This is a genomic window from Bradyrhizobium lablabi (assembly GCF_018131005.1).
Lineage (GTDB): Bacteria > Pseudomonadota > Alphaproteobacteria > Rhizobiales > Xanthobacteraceae > Bradyrhizobium > Bradyrhizobium lablabi_D.
The window spans coordinates 180,046-199,737 of record NZ_JAFCJK010000006.1 but is presented as its reverse complement, the minus strand read 5'-3'; the positions used below and the strand labels follow the sequence as shown (position 1 = coordinate 199,737).

General features: G+C 63.5%; 16 protein-coding genes. 4 read left to right on the top strand and 12 right to left on the bottom strand.

The window, feature by feature from the left end:
• Positions 1 to 54 precede the first annotated feature (54 nt).
• Together JQ553_RS19665 and JQ553_RS19660 are read left to right on the top strand one after the other, a co-directional pair.
• Positions 55 to 1,377: a sulfatase-like hydrolase/transferase gene (locus JQ553_RS19665; protein ID WP_249144426.1), complete on the top strand. Its 1,323-nt coding sequence runs from the start codon at positions 55 to 57 to the stop codon at positions 1,375 to 1,377.
• A 123-nt stretch (positions 1,378 to 1,500) separates the two neighbouring features.
• Positions 1,501 to 2,091 carry a DUF4337 domain-containing protein gene (locus tag JQ553_RS19660; protein WP_212501658.1) on the top strand — a complete coding sequence of 197 codons (591 nt, stop codon included), beginning with the start codon at positions 1,501 to 1,503 and terminating at the stop codon, positions 2,089 to 2,091.
• A 10-nt stretch (positions 2,092 to 2,101) separates the two neighbouring features.
• Here the strand turns inward: JQ553_RS19660 and JQ553_RS19655 are convergent, their stop codons facing one another.
• From JQ553_RS19655 to JQ553_RS19600, 12 genes are all read right to left on the bottom strand, one after another.
• Positions 2,102 to 2,632, bottom strand: coding sequence for a hypothetical protein (locus JQ553_RS19655; RefSeq protein WP_212501657.1), 531 nt, complete (start codon positions 2,630 to 2,632; stop codon positions 2,102 to 2,104).
• A gap of 36 nt (positions 2,633 to 2,668) precedes the next feature.
• On the bottom strand, positions 2,669 to 4,069 hold the full coding sequence (gene lpdA, locus JQ553_RS19650) for a dihydrolipoyl dehydrogenase (protein ID WP_212501656.1): 1,401 nt from the start codon (positions 4,067 to 4,069) through the stop codon (positions 2,669 to 2,671).
• Positions 4,070 to 4,155: 86 nt separating this feature from the next.
• A complete protein-coding gene (locus JQ553_RS19645) occupies positions 4,156 to 4,902 on the bottom strand; it encodes an SDR family oxidoreductase (protein WP_212501655.1) in 747 nt (248 codons plus the stop codon).
• A 106-nt stretch (positions 4,903 to 5,008) separates the two neighbouring features.
• Complete coding sequence (gene odhB, locus JQ553_RS19640; RefSeq protein WP_212501654.1) at positions 5,009 to 6,244, bottom strand: 2-oxoglutarate dehydrogenase complex dihydrolipoyllysine-residue succinyltransferase; 1,236 nt, start codon at positions 6,242 to 6,244, stop codon at positions 5,009 to 5,011.
• Between the two features lie 155 nt (positions 6,245 to 6,399).
• On the bottom strand, positions 6,400 to 9,360 hold the full coding sequence (locus JQ553_RS19635; RefSeq protein ID WP_212501653.1) for a 2-oxoglutarate dehydrogenase E1 component: 2,961 nt from the start codon (positions 9,358 to 9,360) through the stop codon (positions 6,400 to 6,402).
• Positions 9,361 to 9,495: 135 nt separating this feature from the next.
• Entirely contained in the window at positions 9,496 to 10,380 is an 885-nt protein-coding gene (gene sucD / locus JQ553_RS19630) for a succinate--CoA ligase subunit alpha (protein WP_212501652.1), read from the bottom strand.
• A gap of 99 nt (positions 10,381 to 10,479) precedes the next feature.
• Positions 10,480 to 10,956 carry a DUF1579 family protein gene (locus tag JQ553_RS19625; protein WP_212501651.1) on the bottom strand — a complete coding sequence of 159 codons (477 nt, stop codon included), beginning with the start codon at positions 10,954 to 10,956 and terminating at the stop codon, positions 10,480 to 10,482.
• Positions 10,957 to 10,958: 2 nt separating this feature from the next.
• Positions 10,959 to 12,155 carry an ADP-forming succinate--CoA ligase subunit beta gene (sucC, locus tag JQ553_RS19620; protein ID WP_212501650.1) on the bottom strand — a complete coding sequence of 399 codons (1,197 nt, stop codon included), beginning with the start codon at positions 12,153 to 12,155 and terminating at the stop codon, positions 10,959 to 10,961.
• Between the two features lie 167 nt (positions 12,156 to 12,322).
• On the bottom strand, positions 12,323 to 13,291 hold the full coding sequence (mdh, locus tag JQ553_RS19615; RefSeq protein ID WP_212501649.1) for a malate dehydrogenase: 969 nt from the start codon (positions 13,289 to 13,291) through the stop codon (positions 12,323 to 12,325).
• Positions 13,292 to 13,482: 191 nt separating this feature from the next.
• Entirely contained in the window at positions 13,483 to 14,667 is a 1,185-nt protein-coding gene (gene zapE / locus JQ553_RS19610; RefSeq protein WP_212501648.1) for a cell division protein ZapE, read from the bottom strand.
• Between the two features lie 133 nt (positions 14,668 to 14,800).
• Entirely contained in the window at positions 14,801 to 15,337 is a 537-nt protein-coding gene (gene thpR / locus JQ553_RS19605) for an RNA 2',3'-cyclic phosphodiesterase (protein ID WP_212501647.1), read from the bottom strand.
• 157 nt (positions 15,338 to 15,494) lie between these two features.
• A complete protein-coding gene (locus JQ553_RS19600) occupies positions 15,495 to 16,139 on the bottom strand; it encodes an arylesterase (protein ID WP_212501968.1) in 645 nt (214 codons plus the stop codon).
• A gap of 55 nt (positions 16,140 to 16,194) precedes the next feature.
• Here JQ553_RS19600 and JQ553_RS19595 point away from each other — a divergent pair, with 55 nt between their 5' ends.
• Together JQ553_RS19595 and JQ553_RS19590 are read left to right on the top strand one after the other, a co-directional pair.
• Positions 16,195 to 16,914, top strand: coding sequence for an ABC transporter ATP-binding protein (locus tag JQ553_RS19595; RefSeq protein WP_212501646.1), 720 nt, complete (start codon positions 16,195 to 16,197; stop codon positions 16,912 to 16,914).
• Complete coding sequence (locus JQ553_RS19590) at positions 16,911 to 19,481, top strand: ABC transporter permease (protein ID WP_212501645.1); 2,571 nt, start codon at positions 16,911 to 16,913, stop codon at positions 19,479 to 19,481. Before JQ553_RS19595 ends, JQ553_RS19590 begins: the two co-directional genes overlap by 4 nt.
• Positions 19,482 to 19,692: the final 211 nt, after the last annotated feature.

Here is a 19,692-nt window from a genome sequence, read left to right as displayed (position 1 = left end):
CGGCGGCTGCGGCGGAACTATCCGCTCTGGCGCGCCGTGCTTGCGAGCGGACTGATGGTCTTCGTGTTCTGCTCCTATGGCGCCTTGGTGGCGCCGCACCGGGTTCCGGGCACCCGTCCGGACGCATGGCTGCCGCTGTCATGGATCGCGCTGGCGATCGCCATCGGCATCCTCGCGCTGATCTGCCTGCGCCGCCCCGCTGCCGTTTCCGTGCTGCTGGTGGCGTCCGCGGCGTTCGCCGCGCCCCCGGTTGTCCGGATCGCCACGGCGTTCGCCGGCGAGCATCGCGCACAGGCCGTCGTTGACGGCGCCGACGGACCGAGCAGGAGGCGGCTGTCGCCCGACATCTACTGGATCGTGCTCGACGGATATCCGAGACAGGACGTGCTTCAGGATGTCTTCGCCTTCGACGACAGCAGCTTCATCCGGTCGCTGACGGCGCTGGATTTCATCGTCCTCGGCAAGAGCCGAGCCAATTTTCCGATCACGATCAATTCGATCTCAAGCACGCTCAACATGGACTACACAATCCAGGGCGACGGCGCCGGTCTGAAGCCGTTCCCCGAGGCGGAGCTGTATTCGATCATCAAGGGGAAGAGCCGCGCCGTCGCGCGCCTGAAGGCGCTGGGGTACAGTTACGTCCATTTCGAGAACGGCTACGACTACCTGACCGGATGCGGCGCCGAAGAAGCAAAATGCGTGCACGGCAACACCGGCCTCGACGAGCTGGACACCGCGATCCTGTCCAACACCCCGATCATCGATCTGATCCTGCACTGGGATAATCCAGAGGGCAGACTGGAGGCCGCCACCTTCGCATGGGGCGGCGTTGCCGACCTGACGTCGAAGCTCGACGAGATCCGCCGGACGCGGGCACCATTTTTCCTCTATGCCCACATCATGGCGCCCCATCCGCCGATGCGATTCCATGCCGATTGCAGCTTCAGGTTCACCGACCCGGATCTGCAGGGCTGGAACGCTGCGGCGCGGCCGGCGTTCATCGAGCAACTCAACTGCGTCAACACGCAGACGCTGACGATGCTGGGCCGGCTATTGCAATCGGACCCCGGCGCGCTGGTCGCCCTGCAATCCGACCACGGCACGGCATTCAACGGCCAGTTCAACAAACCGCCGGCGGATTGGTCCGACGACGACCTGCATGAACGATTCGGCGCGCTGAACGCATTGCGCCTCCCCGCGCCGTGCCGCGCCAGCGCGGCAGCGGACCTCACCCTTGTCGACACGTTCCCGCTGATCCTGTCCTGCCTGACCGGCGATGAGTTCAAGCGCCACACGCCGCGATTCTTCGTAACCCCCTACGACAACAGCGAAGCCTACGGCCACGCGTACGAATACGCGGCGGACCGGATTCGATAGCCGGGCTGCGGCGCATCGAACAGCGACGCTGTTCATGCTGATGCGGCTGTGGCGAACCGCTCGGCCCTTGCGCCGATGTCCACATTCGGCAATCGTGTCGCGTCTCATCCGGAGGGGGGAATCATGAGCGCACATGAGAGTATGGAGCACGCGGAGCATGCCGAGCATGCTTCCGGCGAAAACAGGAAGATCGCGTTGCTGATCGCCGTGATCGCGCTGTGCCTCGCGCTATCGGAGACGCTGGGCAAGGGCGCGCAAACCGAAGCGATCAGCAAGAATGTCGAAGCTTCCAACCTGTGGGCGTTTTTCCAGGCGAAGAGTATCCGGCGCACCACCGTGCAGACCGCGGCCGAACAGGGCAAGCTGAGCCTCGCCACCACGACTGACGCGGCCGCCAAGGCAGCCCTGCAGAAGCAGATCGACGACTGGCTGAAGACCGCGGCGCGTTACCGCTCGGAGCCGGACACCGGCGAGGGCTCGGAGCAACTTGCCGAACGAGCCAAGCACGCAGAGCACGAGCGTGACGAGGCCACGGCGAAATACCATCACTTCGAACTCGCCTCCGCGGCTTTCCAGATCGCCATCGTGCTGGCGTCCGCGACCATCATCACCGGCATCCTCGCGCTCGCCTGGGTGTCCGGCGTCGTGACACTTGCCGGCATCGCGATGACGGCACTCGGCCTCTTCCAGCCGCACATGCTGCATCTGCACTGAGCGAGTGAAACTAGCGCGCCTCGTGGACGCTTTTGCGGAAGCGCGCGATCAGGCGCAGCATGCGTGCCGACCAGCCGCCGCCGTCGCCGCGCACCAGTTCGAGGATGCGCTGCTTGACCGGCGCGACCAACTCGGCTGCCTTGGCGCGCATTGCGATCACGAAATCGTACAGCGCCTCGAACCAGCGCATCTCCAACAGCTTCGGACGCGTCACGTCGAAGATGAAAGCGGTGACGCCGACGCCTAGAAGCTTTGCAAACAGGATGGTTGAGATCGCGCTCAGCCAATATTGGTGGGCCAGCAGCCAGAGCCCGATCAGCTTGAGCGGAAACAAGGGGATGACCGGAACGGCGAACACAATCAGCGTCATCGCCGGCGACAGCGCATCGACGCGATCCGCAAGCCACTGCTTGAACGCTCGCAGCGGGATCAACGCCACCACGCGCGCGACGATCGGCTCGAGGTGGTCCCACAGCCATGCCTCGATCAGGAAGATGATCGCAAGCAGGACCCAGAAGGGCTGTAGCAGGCGGCGTAGCATGGTGGCCAACTCTACCCGGCTGGCGCCGGATGTCGATCACATATGGATGGCCCGCTTGCCCACCGCAAGCGCGGCTTCCTTGATGGCCTCCGAACGGGTCGGGTGGGCGTGGCAGGTGCGCGCCAGATCTTCTGCGGAACCACCGAATTCCATCAAGACACAGGCTTCGTGGATCATTTCGCCCGCTTCCCGGCCGACGATATGCACGCCAAGCACCCGGTCCGTCTTGGCGTCAGCCAGTATTTTCACAAAGCCTTCAGTGGTTTGATTGACCTTTGAGCGGCCATTCGCAGTGAACGGGAATTTACCGACGGTATAGCCGGTACCTGCCTGCTTGAGTTCTTCCTCGGTCTTGCCCACGGCGGATACTTCCGGCGTGGTATACACGACGCCTGGGATAACATCGTAATTCACATGGCCCGCCTGGCCCGCGATGATCTCCGCGCAGGCAACGCCTTCGTCCTCCGCCTTGTGCGCGAGCATCGGCCCCGCGACGACGTCGCCGATCGCGTAGATGCCTTTCACATTGGTCGAGAAATGCGAATCGATCTCGACGCGGCCGCGATTGTCGACGGCGACGCCGGCTTCTTTCAGTCCGAGCCCCTCGGTGTAGGGCACACGGCCGATGCAAACCAGCACGACGTCGGCCTCGATCGTCTCCGCTGCGCCGCCGGCAGCAGGCTCGACCTTGGCGAGCAGCACCTTGCCCGACGTGTCAACGGAGGTGACCTTGGTGCCGAGCTTGAAGACGAACCCCTGCTTCTCCAGCATGCGCTGGAATTGCTTTGCGACCTCACCGTCCATACCGGGCAGGATGCGGTCGAGGAATTCCACGACCATGACCTCCGCACCGAGGCGACGCCAGACCGAACCGAGTTCGAGTCCGATCACGCCGGCGCCGATGATCAACAATTTCTCCGGCACCTTCTCCAGCGACAGCGCGCCGGTCGAGGATACGATGCGTTTCTCGTCGATCTCGACGCCCTTCAGCCGTGCGATGTCGGAGCCGGTGGCGATCACGATGTTCTTCGTCTCCACCGTCTCGGTCTTGCCGGCGCCAGTGATCTCGACCTTGCCGGCGCCGATGATCTTGCCGGTACCCTTGAGCACGTCGATCTTGTTCTTCTTCATCAGGAATTCGACGCCCTTGACGTTGCCGTCGATGCCCTGCTGCTTGAAGTTCATCATCGCCGGCAGATCGAGCTTCGGCGCCGGGACGCTGACGCCCATTTTCGCGAAGGAGTGCGCGGCTTCCTCGAACATTTCGGAAGCATGCAAGAGCGCCTTCGACGGCATGCAGCCGATATTGAGGCAAGTGCCGCCGAGCGCCGGGTTTTTCTCAACGACCGCCACCTTCATGCCAAGCTGCGCCGCACGCACCGCGCAGACATATCCGCCGGGACCGGTGCCGATGATGACGAGATCGTAAGAAGCCATGATTGGGGTCCTGTAGATAAACTCTGTGACAATTAGGAGAGCATGATCTTTTCGGAGAACCGGTTTCCGCTTCGCCGGATCATGCGTTAGCGGCCGCCCGACACGTCGAGAATCGCGCTCGTGACATAGGATGCCTCGTCCGACATCAGCCAGACGATGGCGTTGGCGATCTCCTCGGCGGTGCCGACGCGCTTCATCGGCACCATATGGGCGAGCCGGTGCGCGCGATCGGGCTCGCCGCCAGCAGCGTGGATTTCGGTATCGATCAGTCCGGGACGGATGCCGGCAACGCGGATACCTTCGCCTGCGACCTCGTAGCCAAGGCCAACCGTGAAGGAATCGATCGCTCCCTTCGAGGCAGCATAGTCGACATAGGTATTGGGCGCACCAAGACGAGCCGCGACCGAGGATAGATTGACGATGACGCCACCCTTGCCGCCGTTCTTGGTCGACATGCGCTTCACCGCCTCACGCGCGCATAAAATGCTGCCGGTGACATTGACCGCCATCACACGCTGGATGCGCTCGGCCGACATCTCGTCGACCCGCACTCCGCTCTTGCCGACAATGCCGCCATTGTTGACCAGCGCGCCGAGCGTGCCGAACTTGTCGGCGGCCGCGAACAGAGCCAGAATGTCCTGCTCACTGCCGACGTCGCATTTCACTGCGATCGCCTTGCCGTTCTTGGCCTCGATCGCGGCGACGACCTCGTTCGCGGCGGCTTGATTGCTGGCGTAACCCACCACAACGCGATAGCCGCGCGCCGCAGCGGCGATGGCGGTGGCCCGGCCGATGCCGCGGCTGCCGCCGGTAATAATGACAACCTGATCCATCTTTCCTCTACCCTTCCACTCCGTCACGGCGAATGCCCACCCCTATCAGGACGTCGAGCGCTCGACGACCGACCACGTCGCCAATGGCTTGTCGGGCATGCCGCGATCAGAGGTCCAGCACCAGCCGCGCCGGATCCTCCAGGCTCTCCTTGACGCGCACCAGGAAGGTGACCGCTTCTTTGCCGTCGATGACGCGGTGATCGTAGGACAGCGCCAGATACATCATCGGGCGGACCTCGATCTTGCCGCCGACCACCATCGGCCGCTCCTGGATCTTGTGCATTCCGAGGATGCCCGACTGTGGTGCGTTGAGGATCGGCGTCGACATCAGCGAGCCGTAAATGCCACCATTGGTAATGGTGAAGGTACCGCCCTGCATTTCGTCGATCTTGAGCTGCCCGTCGCGGGCGCGGCGGCCGTAGTCGGCGATCGACTTTTCGATCTCGGCAATCGATTTTTGATCGCAGTCGCGCACCACGGGCACCACAAGGCCACGGTCGGTGCCGACCGCAACGCCGATGTGATAGTAATTCTTGTAGATGAGATCGCCGCCGTCGATCTCGGCGTTGACGGCCGGGATGTCCTTTAGCGCCTGCACGCAGGCTTTGGTGAAGAAGCCCATGAAGCCGAGCTTCGAGCCGTGCTTCTTCTCGAACGCGTCCTTGTAATGCGCGCGCAGCGCCATGACGTTGGTCATGTCGACCTCGTTGAAGGTCGTCAGCATCGCGGCCGTGTTCTGCACATCCTTCAGGCGCCGGGCAATGGTCTGGCGCAGCCGCGTCATCTTCACGCGCTCCTCGCGCGCGGCGTCATCGGCCGGCGACGGCGCGCGCACCTGCACGGCGGCAGCTGGCTGGCTGACCGGGGTCGGAGCGGATGCCGCCTTCTCGATCGCGGCCAGCATGTCGCCCTTGGTCACGCGACCGTCCTTGCCCGAGCCCGGAACGGTGGTGGCATCGACGCCGCTTTCGGCAGAGAGCCTGCGGACCGACGGCGCAAGCGGCGCATCAGCCGATGGTGCCTTTGGAGCGGCAGGAGCGGGCGCAGCGGCAGGAGCGGCAGCCTTGGCGGGCGCAGCAGCGGCGGCCGCCGGCTTGGCACCGGCGGCACCGTCATTGATCTGGCCGAGCAGCGCGCCGACGGCGACGGTTTCGCCGTCCTTGGCGATGATCTCGCCGAGCGTCCCGGCGGATGGCGCCGGCACCTCGATCGTGACCTTGTCGGTCTCGAGCTCCACCAGGGGCTCGTCCACCGCGACGGCATCGCCGGCCTTCTTGAACCAGCGACCAATAGTGGCCTCGGTCACGGATTCGCCAAGTGTCGGAACGCGAATTTCAGTCATGGTCTTTTCCTCGGTAATCCTGCGGTCATAAAACTTGTGTGGCCATCGTCCACCAAGGCAGACGGTCCAGTACTCCGTGGCGGCACGATGGGGCTGGATGTCACGGGGAGTACTGGATGCCCCGCTTTCGCGGGGCATGATTCAAGTGAAGGTCGTTAGTTCAACGCTTCGTCGAGCAGCGCCTTGAGCTGCGCGAGATGCTTCGACATCAAACCGGACGCAGTGGCCGCTGCCGCCGGACGGCCGGCGTAACGCGGACGCCTGTTCGGGGCGCTGATCTGGTTCAGCACCCATTCGAGGTAGGGCTCGATGAAGTGCCATGCGCCCATGTTGCGCGGCTCTTCCTGGCACCAGACCATCTCGGCGCCCTTGAAGCGGCCGAGCTCCTGAACCAGCGCCTTCAACGGTACAGGATAGAGCTGCTCGACGCGCATCAGGTAGATGTCGTCGATGCCGCGCTTCTCGCGCTCTTCGTAAAGATCATAATAGACCTTGCCGGAGCACAGTACGACGCGACGGATCTTGTCGTCCGGCTTCAGTGCGATCTTCTCGTCCGGCAGCATCTGCGCGTCATCGTACAAGATGCGGTGGAACGTGGTGTCCCTGCCGAGCTCATCGAGCCGCGACACGCAGCGCTTGTGGCGCAGCAGCGACTTCGGCGTCATCAGGATCAGGGGTTTGCGGATCTCGCGGTGCAACTGGCGCCGCAACACATGGAAGTAGTTCGCCGGAGTGGTCGGGTAGACCACCTGCATGTTGTCTTCGGCGCAGAGCTGCAGATAGCGCTCCAGTCGCGCCGAGGAGTGCTCCGGGCCCTGCCCTTCATAGCCGTGCGGAAGCAAGCAGACGAGGCCCGACATGCGCAGCCATTTGCGCTCGCCCGAGGAGATGAACTGGTCGAACAGCACCTGCGCGCCGTTGGCGAAGTCGCCGAACTGCGCCTCCCACATTGCGAGCGCATTGGGTTCGGCGAGCGAGTAGCCGTATTCGAAGCCGAGCACCGCCTCTTCCGACAGCAGCGAGTTGATGACCTCGTAGTGGCCGGTGTTGTCGCCGCCGAGATGGTTGTAGGGCGTGTAGCGGCTCTCGTCCTCCTGATCGATCAGCACCGAATGGCGCTGGGAGAAGGTGCCGCGCTCGGAGTCCTGGCCGGACAGGCGGACATGATGGCCCTCCTGCAGCAGAGTGCAGAACGCCAGCGCCTCACCGGTCGCCCAATCGATGCCGACGCCGGTGTCGATCGCCTTGGCACGATTGTCGAGGAATCGCTGGATGGTGCGGTGGACGCGGAAGCCATCCGGCACCTTGGTGATCTTGCGGCCGATATCCTTCAGCGCGGCCACGTCGACGCCGGTGACGCCGCGGCGGGCGTCTTCCTCCTGGTCGGCGATCTTGAAGCCCGCCCATTTGCCGTCGAGCCAGTCAGCCTTGTTCGGCTTGTAGCCGGCGCCGGCCTCGAATTCCGCATCGAGGCGCGCGCGCCAATCGGCCTTGGCCTTCTCGACCTCACCATCGGTGATCACGCGCTCCGCGATCAGCCGCTTGGCGTAGATTTCCAGCGTGGACGGGTGCGAGGCGATGCGCTTGTACATGACCGGCTGGGTGAACGCCGGCTCATCGCCCTCGTTGTGACCGTGGCGGCGATAGCAGAACATGTCGATGACGACCGGCTTGTGGAATTTCTGCCGGAACTCGATCGCGACTTTGGCCGCGAACACCACGGCCTCGGGATCGTCGCCGTTCACGTGGAAGATCGGCGCGTCGATCATTTTCGCCACATCGGACGGATAGGGCGAGGAGCGCGAGTAGCGCGGATAGGTGGTGAAGCCGATCTGGTTGTTGACGATGAAGTGCAACGAACCGCCGGTGCGATAACCCTTCAGGTCCGAGAGGCTGAAGCATTCCGCGACCACGCCCTGGCCTGCGAACGCGGCGTCGCCATGCATCAGGAGCGGCAGCACCGAGATGCGCATGTCGGGCGGATCGCCATGCTGGTCCTGCTTGGCGCGCACCTTGCCCATCACGACGGGGTCGACGATCTCCAGATGCGACGGGTTGGCGGTCAGCGACAAATGGATCCTGTTGCCGTCGAACTCGCGGTCGGAGGAAGCGCCGAGGTGATACTTGACGTCGCCGGAGCCTTCGACCGCGTCAGGGTTGGCTGAGCCGCCCTTGAATTCGTGGAACAGCGCGCGGTGCGGCTTGCCCATGACCTGGGTCAGGACGTTGAGGCGGCCTCGATGCGGCATGCCGACCACGATTTCCTTCACGCCGAGATTGCCGCCGCGCTTGATGATCTGCTCGAGCGCCGGGATCAGAGATTCAGCGCCATCGAGACCGAAGCGCTTGGTGCCGGTGAACTTGATGTCGCAGAATTTTTCGAAGCCCTCGGCCTCGATCAGCTTGTTGAGGATCGCACGGCGCCCTTCGCGGGTGAAGCTGATTTCCTTATCCGGGCCTTCGATGCGCTCCTGGATCCACGCCTTCTGCGCGGCGTTGGAGATGTGCATGAACTCGACGCCGAGCGTCTGGCAATAGGTACGCTCGCAGATCTGCACGATTTCGCGCAAGGTGCCGTATTCGAGGGCGAGCACGTGATCGAGGAAGATCTTTCGGTCAAAGTCGGCCTCGCTGAAACCGTAGGAGCGCGGATCGAGTTCCTCGCGGTCGCGCGGCGCCTCGATGCCGAGCGGATCGAGCTTGGCGTGGAAATGTCCGCGCATGCGGTAGGCGCGGATCAGCATCAGCGCGCGGACGGAGTCGCGGGTGGCGTGATGGACTTCGGCGGCCGACAATTCGGCGCCCCTGGCCTGGGTTTTGGCGGCGAGCTTGCTGCCGACAGCCTTTTCGACCTGGGCCCAGTTGCCGTCGAGCGCCGAGGTCAATTCGTCCTGCGGCGTGACGGGCCAGTTGTCGCGGCCCCACGAGGCGCCCTGCGCGTTCTTCTGAACGTCGGCCGGGGTGTCCTTCAGGCTCTTGAAGAACTCCTGCCACTCGGAATCGACCGAGCCCGGGTCCTGCTCGTAACGAGAATAGAGGTCGTCGATGTAGTCGGCGTTGGTGCCCTGCAGGAATGATGAGAGGGCAAAAGCGGCGTTCGCATCCTGGCGAGACATGGGGCAGTCCTGGTGATTTTTCGGTTCGCGCGCGGGAGACGGCGCTGGCACCGGCCCGGAAACGGGCCGGTGGAACAGGGAGTCCTTTACCCTATCTAGTCCGAAACTTCGCCCCGAAAAGAACCAAGGACTGAATTAGCCTTTCAATTTCTCGACAAGGGTGTGTCCAAGCCGCGCAGGCGACGGAGAGACTGTAATTCCGGCCGATTCCATCGCCGCGGTCTTGGAGCCGGCATCGCCCTTGCCGCCGGAGATGATCGCGCCGGCGTGTCCCATGCGGCGACCGGGAGGCGCGGTGACGCCGGCAATGAAACCGACCATAGGCTTCTTGCGGCCACGCTTGGCCTCGTCCTTGAGGAATTGGGCGGCATCTTCTTCGGCCGAACCTCCGATCTCGCCGATCATCACGATCGACTTGGTCTTCTCGTCGGCCAGGAACATTTCAAGCACGTCGATGAATTCGGTACCCTTGACCGGGTCGCCGCCGATGCCGACCGCGGTGGTCTGGCCGAGGCCTTCCTGCGTGGTCTGGAACACCGCTTCATAGGTGAGCGTGCCGGAGCGGGAAACGATGCCGACGCTGCCGGGCTTGAAGATGTTGGCGGGCATGATGCCGATCTTGCACTCGCCGGCAGTCATGACGCCCGGGCAGTTCGGCCCAATCAGCCGCGACTTCGACCCCGACAGCGAGCGCTTGACGCGGACCATGTCGAGCACCGGGATACCTTCAGTGATGCAGACGATCAGCGGGATCTCCGCGTCGATCGCCTCGCAGATCGCATCCGCGGCCCCGGGCGGCGGCACATAGACCACGCTTGCGTCGGCCCCCGTCTGGTCGCGCGCTTCGGCAACTGTGTCGAACACTGGCAGATCGAGATGCGTCGAGCCGCCTTTGCCCGGCGCCACGCCGCCGACCATCTTGGTGCCGTAGGCGATCGCCGCTTCCGAATGGAACGTACCGTTCTTGCCGGTGAAGCCCTGGCAGATGACTTTGGTGTTCTTGTCGATCAGGATGGACATGGCTGGTGATGCTTTCGCGAGACGAGCGGTGAAGGACTCTATTGCTGGCTGAGCATGATCTTCTTGGAAAATCGGGGACCCGCTTTTCCGGATCATGCTCTAGTGGATACGCCGGTACACGCCGGTGAGCACGTCGGCCCACCCTTCCGCGTCAGGCGAGAATTGGATCTTCATGTTGTAGGTGTTGTCGTCGACGACCTCGTAGACATGGCGCGCGTTGCCGCGCAGCGAACCGCGCACCAGGATCAACGACTTGTTGGCCCAGCCGCCGGAGGCTGGCGACGGCGGGTAATAGCCGAGCGAGTCGTGCCAGAACAATTTGTAGGTCCTGTCCTCGCGGTCGTAGGTGAAAACGCCGTGGGTGGCGAAGCTCTCCTTCCCGTCGCGCATTTGCACGCTGTCCTGGATCAGGTAGAAGCCGTTGAGCGCGATGCGTGCGACGACATGAACTGTGGCGGGACCGCCAGCGGTCCAGCGCGACGGATGGACCATCTCTTCGCCGCTCCACTCGCCCGCGAAAACCGCGAGCTTGCGGTGTTCTTCCAGCGGCGTCGGAGCGTCGAGATGATCGGCCATCGTTAGCCTCCCTTGACGGCGTTCACGATCTTCTGTGCGGCGTCATCGAGATTGTCGGCGGGCACGACGTTGAGACCGCTTTCGCGGATGATCTTCTTGCCCTGCTCGACATTGGTGCCTTCGAGACGCACGACCAGCGGCACCTTGAGGCCGACCTGCTTCACAGCGGCGACCACGCCCTCTGCGATCACGTCGCACTTCATGATGCCGCCGAAGATGTTGACCAGGATGCCCTTCACGTTGGGATCGGCGGTAATGATCTTGAAGGCGGCCGCGACCTTCTCCACGCTGGCGCCGCCGCCGACGTCGAGAAAGTTCGCTGGCGACATGCCGTAGAGCTTGATGATGTCCATGGTTGCCATGGCGAGGCCGGCGCCATTGACCATGCAGCCGATATTGCCGTCGAGCGCGACGTAGTTGAGGTCGAATTTCGACGCCTCGATCTCCTTGGCATCTTCCTCGGTCTCATCTCGCAGCGCCATCACGTCGGGGTGGCGGTAGAGTGCGTTGCCGTCGAATGATACCTTGGCATCGAGCACACGGAGCTGACCCTGCTTGGTGACGACGAGCGGATTGATTTCGAGCATCGCCATGTCCTTGGCGACAAAGGCTGCATAGAGCTGGCCGGTCAGCCTTTCGGCCTGTTTGGCGAGATCGCCGGTGAGCTTCAACGCCTTGGCGACGGTGCGGCCGTGATGGGCCATGATGCCGGTCGCCGGGTCGACAGAGAAGGAAACGATCTTTTTGGGCGTCGAGTGGGCGACATCCTCGATGTTCACGCCGCCTTCGGTCGAGACCACGAAGGAGACTTCGCTGGTCTCACGGTTGACCAGGATCGACAGATAGAACTCCTTGTCGATCTCGGAGCCTTCCTCGATGTAAAGGCGGTTGACCTGCTTTCCGTGCGGACCGGTCTGCACCGTGACCAGAGTCGCGCCGAGCATCTGCTTGGCGAATTCATTGACCTCGGCGACCGATTTGGCGATGCGCACGCCGCCCTTGTCACCGGCGGAGGCTTCCTTGAACTTGCCCTTGCCACGGCCGCCGGCGTGAATCTGACTTTTCACGACCCAGATCGGGCCGGGAAGCTGCTTGGCTGCCGCCTCGGACTCGGCCGGCGACAGTACCGGCACACCGCGGGAGATCGGCACGCCGAATTCATGCAGCAGGGCCTTGGCCTGGTATTCGTGGATATTCATGAACGGACGCTCCAAACCCTCGCGCGGCGAATTCTGCCGACCTATTTCAGCTTTGTGACTGGCATACCATATACCAAAGTGCACGCAACCACAAAACTCAAGGAAATTTCAAAACTTTGCGCCCGATAGCCGATTGGATCGAACTATCGGGCGATTGCTAGAGCAAATTACTTGCCGAGCAGGTCCGGAGCGATCTTCTTGCAGGCGTCGACAAGCCCTTGCACCGCGCCGACCGACTTGTCGAAAGCCTCGCGGTCCTTTCCCGACAGTTCGATTTCGACGATGCGCTCGACACCCTTTGATCCGATCACGACCGGGACGCCGACATACATGTCCTTTACGTTGTACTCTCCGTTGAGATAGGCCGCGCAGGGGAGCACACGTTTCTTGTCCTTGAGATAGCTCTCGGCCATCATGATCGCGGACGCGGCCGGCGCGTAGAAGGCGGAGCCTGTCTTGAGCAGGTTGACGATCTCGGCGCCGCCATTGCGGGTGCGATCAACGATCTCGTCGATCCGGGCCTGCGAGGTCCAGCCCATCTTGACCAGGTCGGGCAGCGGAATGCCGGCGACGGTGGAGTAGCGGGTCAACGGCACCATGGTGTCGCCATGGCCGCCCAGCACGAAGGCAGTGACGTCTTCGACCGACACGTTGAATTCGTCAGCGAGGAAATAGCGGAAGCGCGCGGAGTCGAGCACGCCGGCCATGCCGACGACCTTCTTGTGCGGCAGTCCCGAAGCCTTCTGCAACGCCCACACCATCGCATCGAGCGGATTCGTGATGCAGATGACGAACGCGTCGGGCGCATACTTCTTGATGCCGGCTCCGACCTGCTCCATGACCTTGAGATTGATGCTGAGCAGATCGTCGCGGCTCATGCCGGGCTTGCGCGGCACGCCGGCGGTGACGATGCAGACCTTGGCGCCGTCGAGCGCCTCATAGGAATTGGCGCCCGCGAGATTGGAGTCGAAGCCATCGACCGGCGACGACTGCGCGATGTCGAGTGCTTTGCCCTGCGGCACGCCCTCGGCGATGTCGAACAGCACGACGTCGCCGAGTTCCTTGAGGCCGACGAGGTGCGCCAGCGTTCCGCCGATCTGACCGGAGCCAATCAAAGCAATCTTGTCGCGTGCCATGGGAAATCAGTCCTTTGAACTGGTAGCGGGATGATGAGTGGTTGGTGGCAGGGGTGGTTAACTCTTTCAAATGATCCGTTCAAGTCGCGGGCCCTGTCCAATTGCTCTGGCTTGCCTTCAATTCGATCAGGCATGCCAGCAGGACGTGTCGAGGCAAATCCCGGACCGAGATTGCGGAGGTCGTTGAAGGCTCAGGTTTCGACAAGGCCCGCGCTCGAGCCGCTTGCTGCCGAGTCTTTGCGGCCATGCGGCAGGGCGAGGTAGGATTCCGAACTCATCTCGATCAGGCGCGACGAGGTCCGCTTGAACTCCATCGCTTCGTTGCCCTCGGTCGCGAGATAGAGCGACACCGGATCGGCTTCAGCCGACGCCATCAGCTTCACGCCATTGTCATAGAGCGTGTCGATCAGCGAGATGAAACGCTTGGCGGCATTGCGCTCGGCGTAGTCCATCACCGGAATGTGGTCGACCAGAATCGTGTGGTAGTCACGCGCGAGCCGCAGATAGTCGGAGGCAGCGAGCGGCTTCTCGCAAATATCCGTGAAGCCGAAGCGCGCGACGCCGTGCGACGAGCACGGCACGTGCAACACGCGTCCCTTGATCGCGATATCGCGGGACTTGCAGGGCGCATTGCCGGTCAGCTTTCGCCAGGCTGTGTCCAGCGCGGCGGTGGCAGTCGCGTCCGCCGGCACCAGCCACATCTTCACGCCGACCAGCTTTTCCAGCCGGAAGTCGGTGCGCGCATCGAGGCGCAACACATCCATGTGATCGGAAATCTGTGCAATGAATGGCAGGAACAACGCGCGGTTGAGGCCGCCCTTGTAGAGGTCCTCCGGCGCGACGTTCGATGTCGCGACCACCACGGTGCCGAGTTCGAACAATCTTGCGAACAGCCGGCCCAGGATCATCGCATCCGCGATGTCGGTGACGTGGAATTCGTCGAAGCACAGCAGCCACGCCTCGTCGAAGATCGCCTGCGCCGTGAGGGTGATCACGTCACCATCCGCGATCTCGCCGCGCGCAATCTGCTGGCGGTAGCCGTAGATGCGTTCGTGCGCTTCGGCCATGAACTCGTGGAAATGCGCACGTCGTTTGTGTTCGACCGGGCTCTGCTGAAAGAACAGGTCCATCAGCATCGTCTTGCCGCGACCGACCTCGCCATGGACGTAGAGCCCGCGCGGGGGCTCCTCGGCCTTGTCGCCGAACAGCAGCCCCAACAGGCTTTGCTTGCGCTGCGGTTTGTAGCTCGCGAGCCGCTCCTCCAGCGAGCCAAACGCATCGGCTGCGCCCGCCTGCGCGGGATCGGCCTCGATCGCACCGGAGGCGACCAGGGCTTTGTAATGGGCGAGGAAGGAACTGGGCGAGGCGGAAAGCATGAGCCCACCTTACGGCCCTAGTACGCGACAAATTGCAAGCCGTGAATTGGTACGAGGGGTATGCAGCCCCGCGCATGTGCTCGCACAGCGGCAAGAGCCCTGGCATGCCATGCGCCTGGCCGCCCCGGTTGCCTCACGCGCACAGCGCGTAGGAATCCTCGACCACGTAGGGGCCGCCGCCGGTAGAGGCGCGCGAGGAGAACAGCACGAAGCGCGAGGCCATGAAGGAGCGGCTCGGGAAGTAGCCGCGCACGGACAGATAGTCCGCAACGTCCCGGCTCGAGGCATCGTACAATCGCGCGAGCGTCACATGCGGCGTGAATTTCCGCCCCTCTGGATCGAGACCGATCCGCTGCATCATCCGCTCGAGCTCAGCCTGCAGCTCGATCAGTGGCCGGCTCGGCTCGACCGAAGCAACCACCGCACGGGGCTTGCGGCCGCCGAAGCTCGACAGGCCGCGAAGCTTGACCTCGAACGGCTTGCGGTTCACCCGAAACAGCATCGAGGCGATCTCGTTGGCGGAGACGCCGTCGATATCGCCGATGAAGCGCAAGGTGACGTGATAGTTTTCGGGATCGATCCAGCGTGCGCCGGGAAGGCCGCCGCGCAAGCTGGAGAGGGTTTGGCCGATGTCGGCCGGGATTTCCAGTCCAGTGAACAAACGCGGCATCGCTAAAATCCTCGATGCGGAGGCGCGGGGTTTGGGAGCCTGCGCCTTTAACGACCCGGTGACGAATCACCGATGCTTCTTTTTACCCGAGTTATGTGACTCTGCGAAGCATACGGCGTTAACAGCTCGTAAAGCTACGGACGTTCCGACTGTCCGCTCAACTCCGCTGCCCGGAAATCGAGCCCAGAAATGCCTCCACCGTGGGCAGGATGTTCTTCACGACGACATCCACACCTGCGGCCGTCGGATGCATGCCGTCGGCCTGATTGAGCCTGGCATCAGCGGCAACGCCGTCGAGAAAAAAGGGATAGAGCTGCACACCGAAGGATTTCGCGAGATCCGGATAGATCGCGTTGAATTTCGCAGCATAGTCGCTGCCATAATTTGGCGGCGCGAGCATGCCGCACAAGAGCACTGCGATCTTGCGCGCCTGCAACTTTGTGATGATGTCGGAAAGCGCGACGCGACTGACCGCGGGATCGATGCCGCGCAAGGCATCGTTGGCTCCAAGCTCGAGAATGACTGCGTCGGTTCCCTCGGGCACCGACCAGTCGAGCCGCTCACGGCCGCCCGAGGTGGTGTCGCCGGAGACTCCCGCATTGATCATATCGACCCTTATCCCTTTGGCGTCCAAGGCTTTTTGCAGACGGAGCGGGAATGCCGCGTCGGCCGGGAGGCCATACCCGGCGCTCAGGGAGTCGCCAAGAACCACCATCTTGATCGGCTTCTCCAGACCTGCCGGTGTCTGGGCCGAGGCGCTCGCAGCCGTCATCAAGCTCACGGTCAATAAGAGTATGTGCAGGAACCATTCCAACCAGCCCTCGACTGCCGCAGCCGAAGTGCCATATGACCGAACCATGGACAGCCTCATCGAATCCTCTTCACTGACCGGCGTCGAGCCGGACGCCATTTCTGTCAGGGACGTCAATCTTTCGCTCGGCACCGGCGCGGCACGGGTTCATATCCTCAAGGATATCAGCCTTCGTGTGGCGGCGGGCGAGGCCATTGGTCTGATCGGACCGTCGGGCTCGGGGAAGTCGACCCTGCTGATGGTGATGGCGGGGCTGGAACGTCCTGACGGCGGAGAGGTGGTTGTCAACGGCACCTCGTTCAATGCCCTCGACGAGGATGCGCTCGCGCGTTTCCGCGGGCGGCAGGTCGGCATCGTCTTCCAGTCGTTCCATCTGATCCCGACGATGACCGCGCTGGAGAATGTCGCGGTGCCGCTCGAACTCGCCGGCGCATCCGACGCGGCGACGCGTGCCGCGCAGGAACTGCGATCGGTCGGGCTCGGCGAACGTCTGCATCACTACCCGACGCAACTCTCCGGCGGCGAGCAGCAGCGCGTTGCGCTCGCGCGCGCACTGGCGCCTGATCCGGCCATCCTAGTTGCCGATGAGCCGACCGGCAATCTCGATGAGGCAACCGGAAAGCAGATCGTCGATCTGCTTTTCACCAAGCACGCCGAACGCGGCATGACACTCGTGCTGGTGACGCACGACACCTCGCTCGCGCAGCGTTGCGACCGCGTGGTGCGGCTGCGCTCCGGTCGGATCGACGGACCGTCAACGACATGAACATCGCCTCCGAGGTCGCGGGTCAGGGCCGGACGTCGTCGCTCGCCTTTCGTTACGCGCTGCGCGAATTGCGTGGCGGTCTGCGCGGCTTCTACGTTTTCATCGCCTGCATCGCGCTCGGCGTCATGGCAATCGCGGGCGTCGGTTCGGTCGCCGCGAGCCTCGGCGATGGCCTGTCGCGCGAGGGACGCACGCTGCTCGGCGGCGACGCTGCCTTCTCGCTGATCCAGCGCGAAGCAAAGCCGGACGAAGTCGCGTTGCTGCGCGCCCGCGGCGACGTATCGGTCGCAGCGACGCTTCGCGCCATGGCCCGCAGCGGCGATGGCAGGCTGGCTCTCGTTGAGCTCAAGGCGGTCGATAACAAATACCCGCTGCTAGGCGAATTGGCACTCGAGCCCAAGATGCCGCTCGCCGACCTCCTGGCCGAGCGCGACGGCGCTTACGGAGCGGCGGCGGATTCAACCTTGCTGGCGCGGCTCGACCTGAAGCCGGGCGATCGCGTCAGCATCGGCAGTGCGACATTTCAAATTCGCAGCGTCGTGGCGACCGAACCTGACAAGCTGGCGGGGGGCGTCGGCCTCGGCCCGCGCTTCCTGATCAGCGAAGCCGGCCTGCGCGCCACCGAGCTGTTGCAGCCGGGGAGCCTGGTGCGCTGGATCTATCGGGTGAGATTGCCCGCCGGCGCCAACGACGATCGCGCCATGACGGCGTTGATCGACGGCATACGCAGCGCGGCACCGGAAGCGGGCTGGGAAGTCCGCAGCCGCAGCAACGCCTCGCCGCAACTTGAGCGCACCATCAACCGTTTCACGCAGTTCCTGACCCTGGTCGGCCTCGCGGCGCTGCTCGTTGGCGGCGTCGGCGTGGCCAATGCCGTGAAAAGCCATATCGACCGCCGCCGCGATGTCATCGCCTCCTTTAAAGCGCTTGGCGCCACCGGCCGCGACGTCTTCACGATCTACCTCACCCAGGTCGTCGTGTTGGCCGGCATCGGCTCGGTGATCGGGCTCGCGCTCGGTGCGGCGCTACCGTTCGCCATTGTCGGCCTGTTCGGCAAGCTCTTGCCGCTGCCGGTGGTGCCGGCGCTGCATCCCGACGAACTCGCGCTGTCCTTCATCTACGGCCAACTCACCGCGCTCGCCTTTGGACTATGGCCGCTCGGTCGGGTGCACGACGTGCCCGTGGCTACCCTGTTTCGGGAGACCGTCACAAGCGAATGGCACCGCCCGCGCTGGAGCTATCTCGCGCTGATGGGTGTGGTCATCACGCTCCTGATCGCGGTTGCGATCGGGCTGGCCTACGACAAGCGCGTCGCCTCGGTGTTCGTCGTCTCCTCGATCGCGGTGTTCCTGCTGCTGCGCGGGATCGCTGCAATCCTGATGGCGACTGCGCGCCGGCTGCCACGAAGCCGCATGACCATGCTCCGGCTTGCGATCGCCAACATCCACCGGCCGGGTGCCCTGACGCCCTCGGTGGTGCTTTCCCTGGGCCTCGGACTCGCCGTTCTCGTCACCATCACCCAGATCGATGGCAATCTGCGACAGCAATTCCTGGCAGCGTTGCCGGAACACGCGCCGTCGTTCTTTTTCATCGACATCCCCTCCACCGAAGCCGATCGCTTCGGTGCTTTCCTGAAGCAAACCGCGCCTGGCGCCACCATCGAGGACGTGCCCATGCTGCGCGGGCGCATCGTCGCCGCCCGTGGCGTGAAAGCCGACCAGCTCAACCCGACCGTCGACTCGGAATGGGTGCTACAGAGCGACCGTGGCCTGACCTATACCGGCGAGATCCCCAAGGGCTCAAAGATCGTCGAGGGCAAATGGTGGGGACCCGGTTACAGCGGCCCGCCGCTGGTCTCGATGGAAAAGAAGATCGCCGACGGCCTCGGGCTGAAGATCGGTGACGAGATTACGGTCAACGTGCTCGGCCGCGACATTCCCGCCAGGATCGCCAATTTGCGCAACATCGACTGGCAGGGGCTCGGCATCAACTTCGTGCTGGTGTTCTCGCCGAATGCCTTCAAGGGCGCGCCGCACAGCCATGTCGCGACCCTGACCGAGGCCCAACCGGATTCCACGGACGACGCCCGCATCATCAAGCAGGTGGCCGACGCCTTTCCGATGGTGACGAGCGTGCGCGTCCGGGAGGCGCTGGAGACCGTCGGCAGCGTCGTCAGCAATCTCGTACTGGCAATCCGCGGCGCCAGCGCGGTGACGCTGATTTCGGCCATCCTGGTGCTGGGCGGCGCGCTTGCGGCGGGCCACCGCCACCGCGTCTACGACGCCGTCATCCTCAAGACGCTTGGCGCGACGCGGGCGCGGCTCCTCGGGGCCTACGCTCTCGAATATCTGATGATCGGCTTTGCCACCGCGGTATTCGGCGTCGTCGCCGGCTCGATCGCCGCCTGGCTGATCGTTACGCGATTGATGACGCTCAGCTTCTCCTGGCAGGCCGGCAGCGCCGCGCTGGTCGTGGTCACCGCCCTGGTCGTCACCGTGGGGCTTGGGCTTGCGGGAACGCTGCTCGCGCTGAACCAGAAGCCCGCCTCGGTGTTACGGAATTTGTGACAATTTGTAGCGGCGTTAACGCCACCTTTCTCTATATTAAGAAGCCGTTAGAGCGACATTCGGCCGCGCGTGGAGGCTTGCGTCGAATGTGCTAATTTCCCACATACCAAGCGGGTCAGATGGGCGGTTTGATATACGGAATTTGTATTCCGCAAATCGCGCTGTCTGAGATAGATTTACGACCGGCGCCGCAAATCCCTTGCGCTCCACC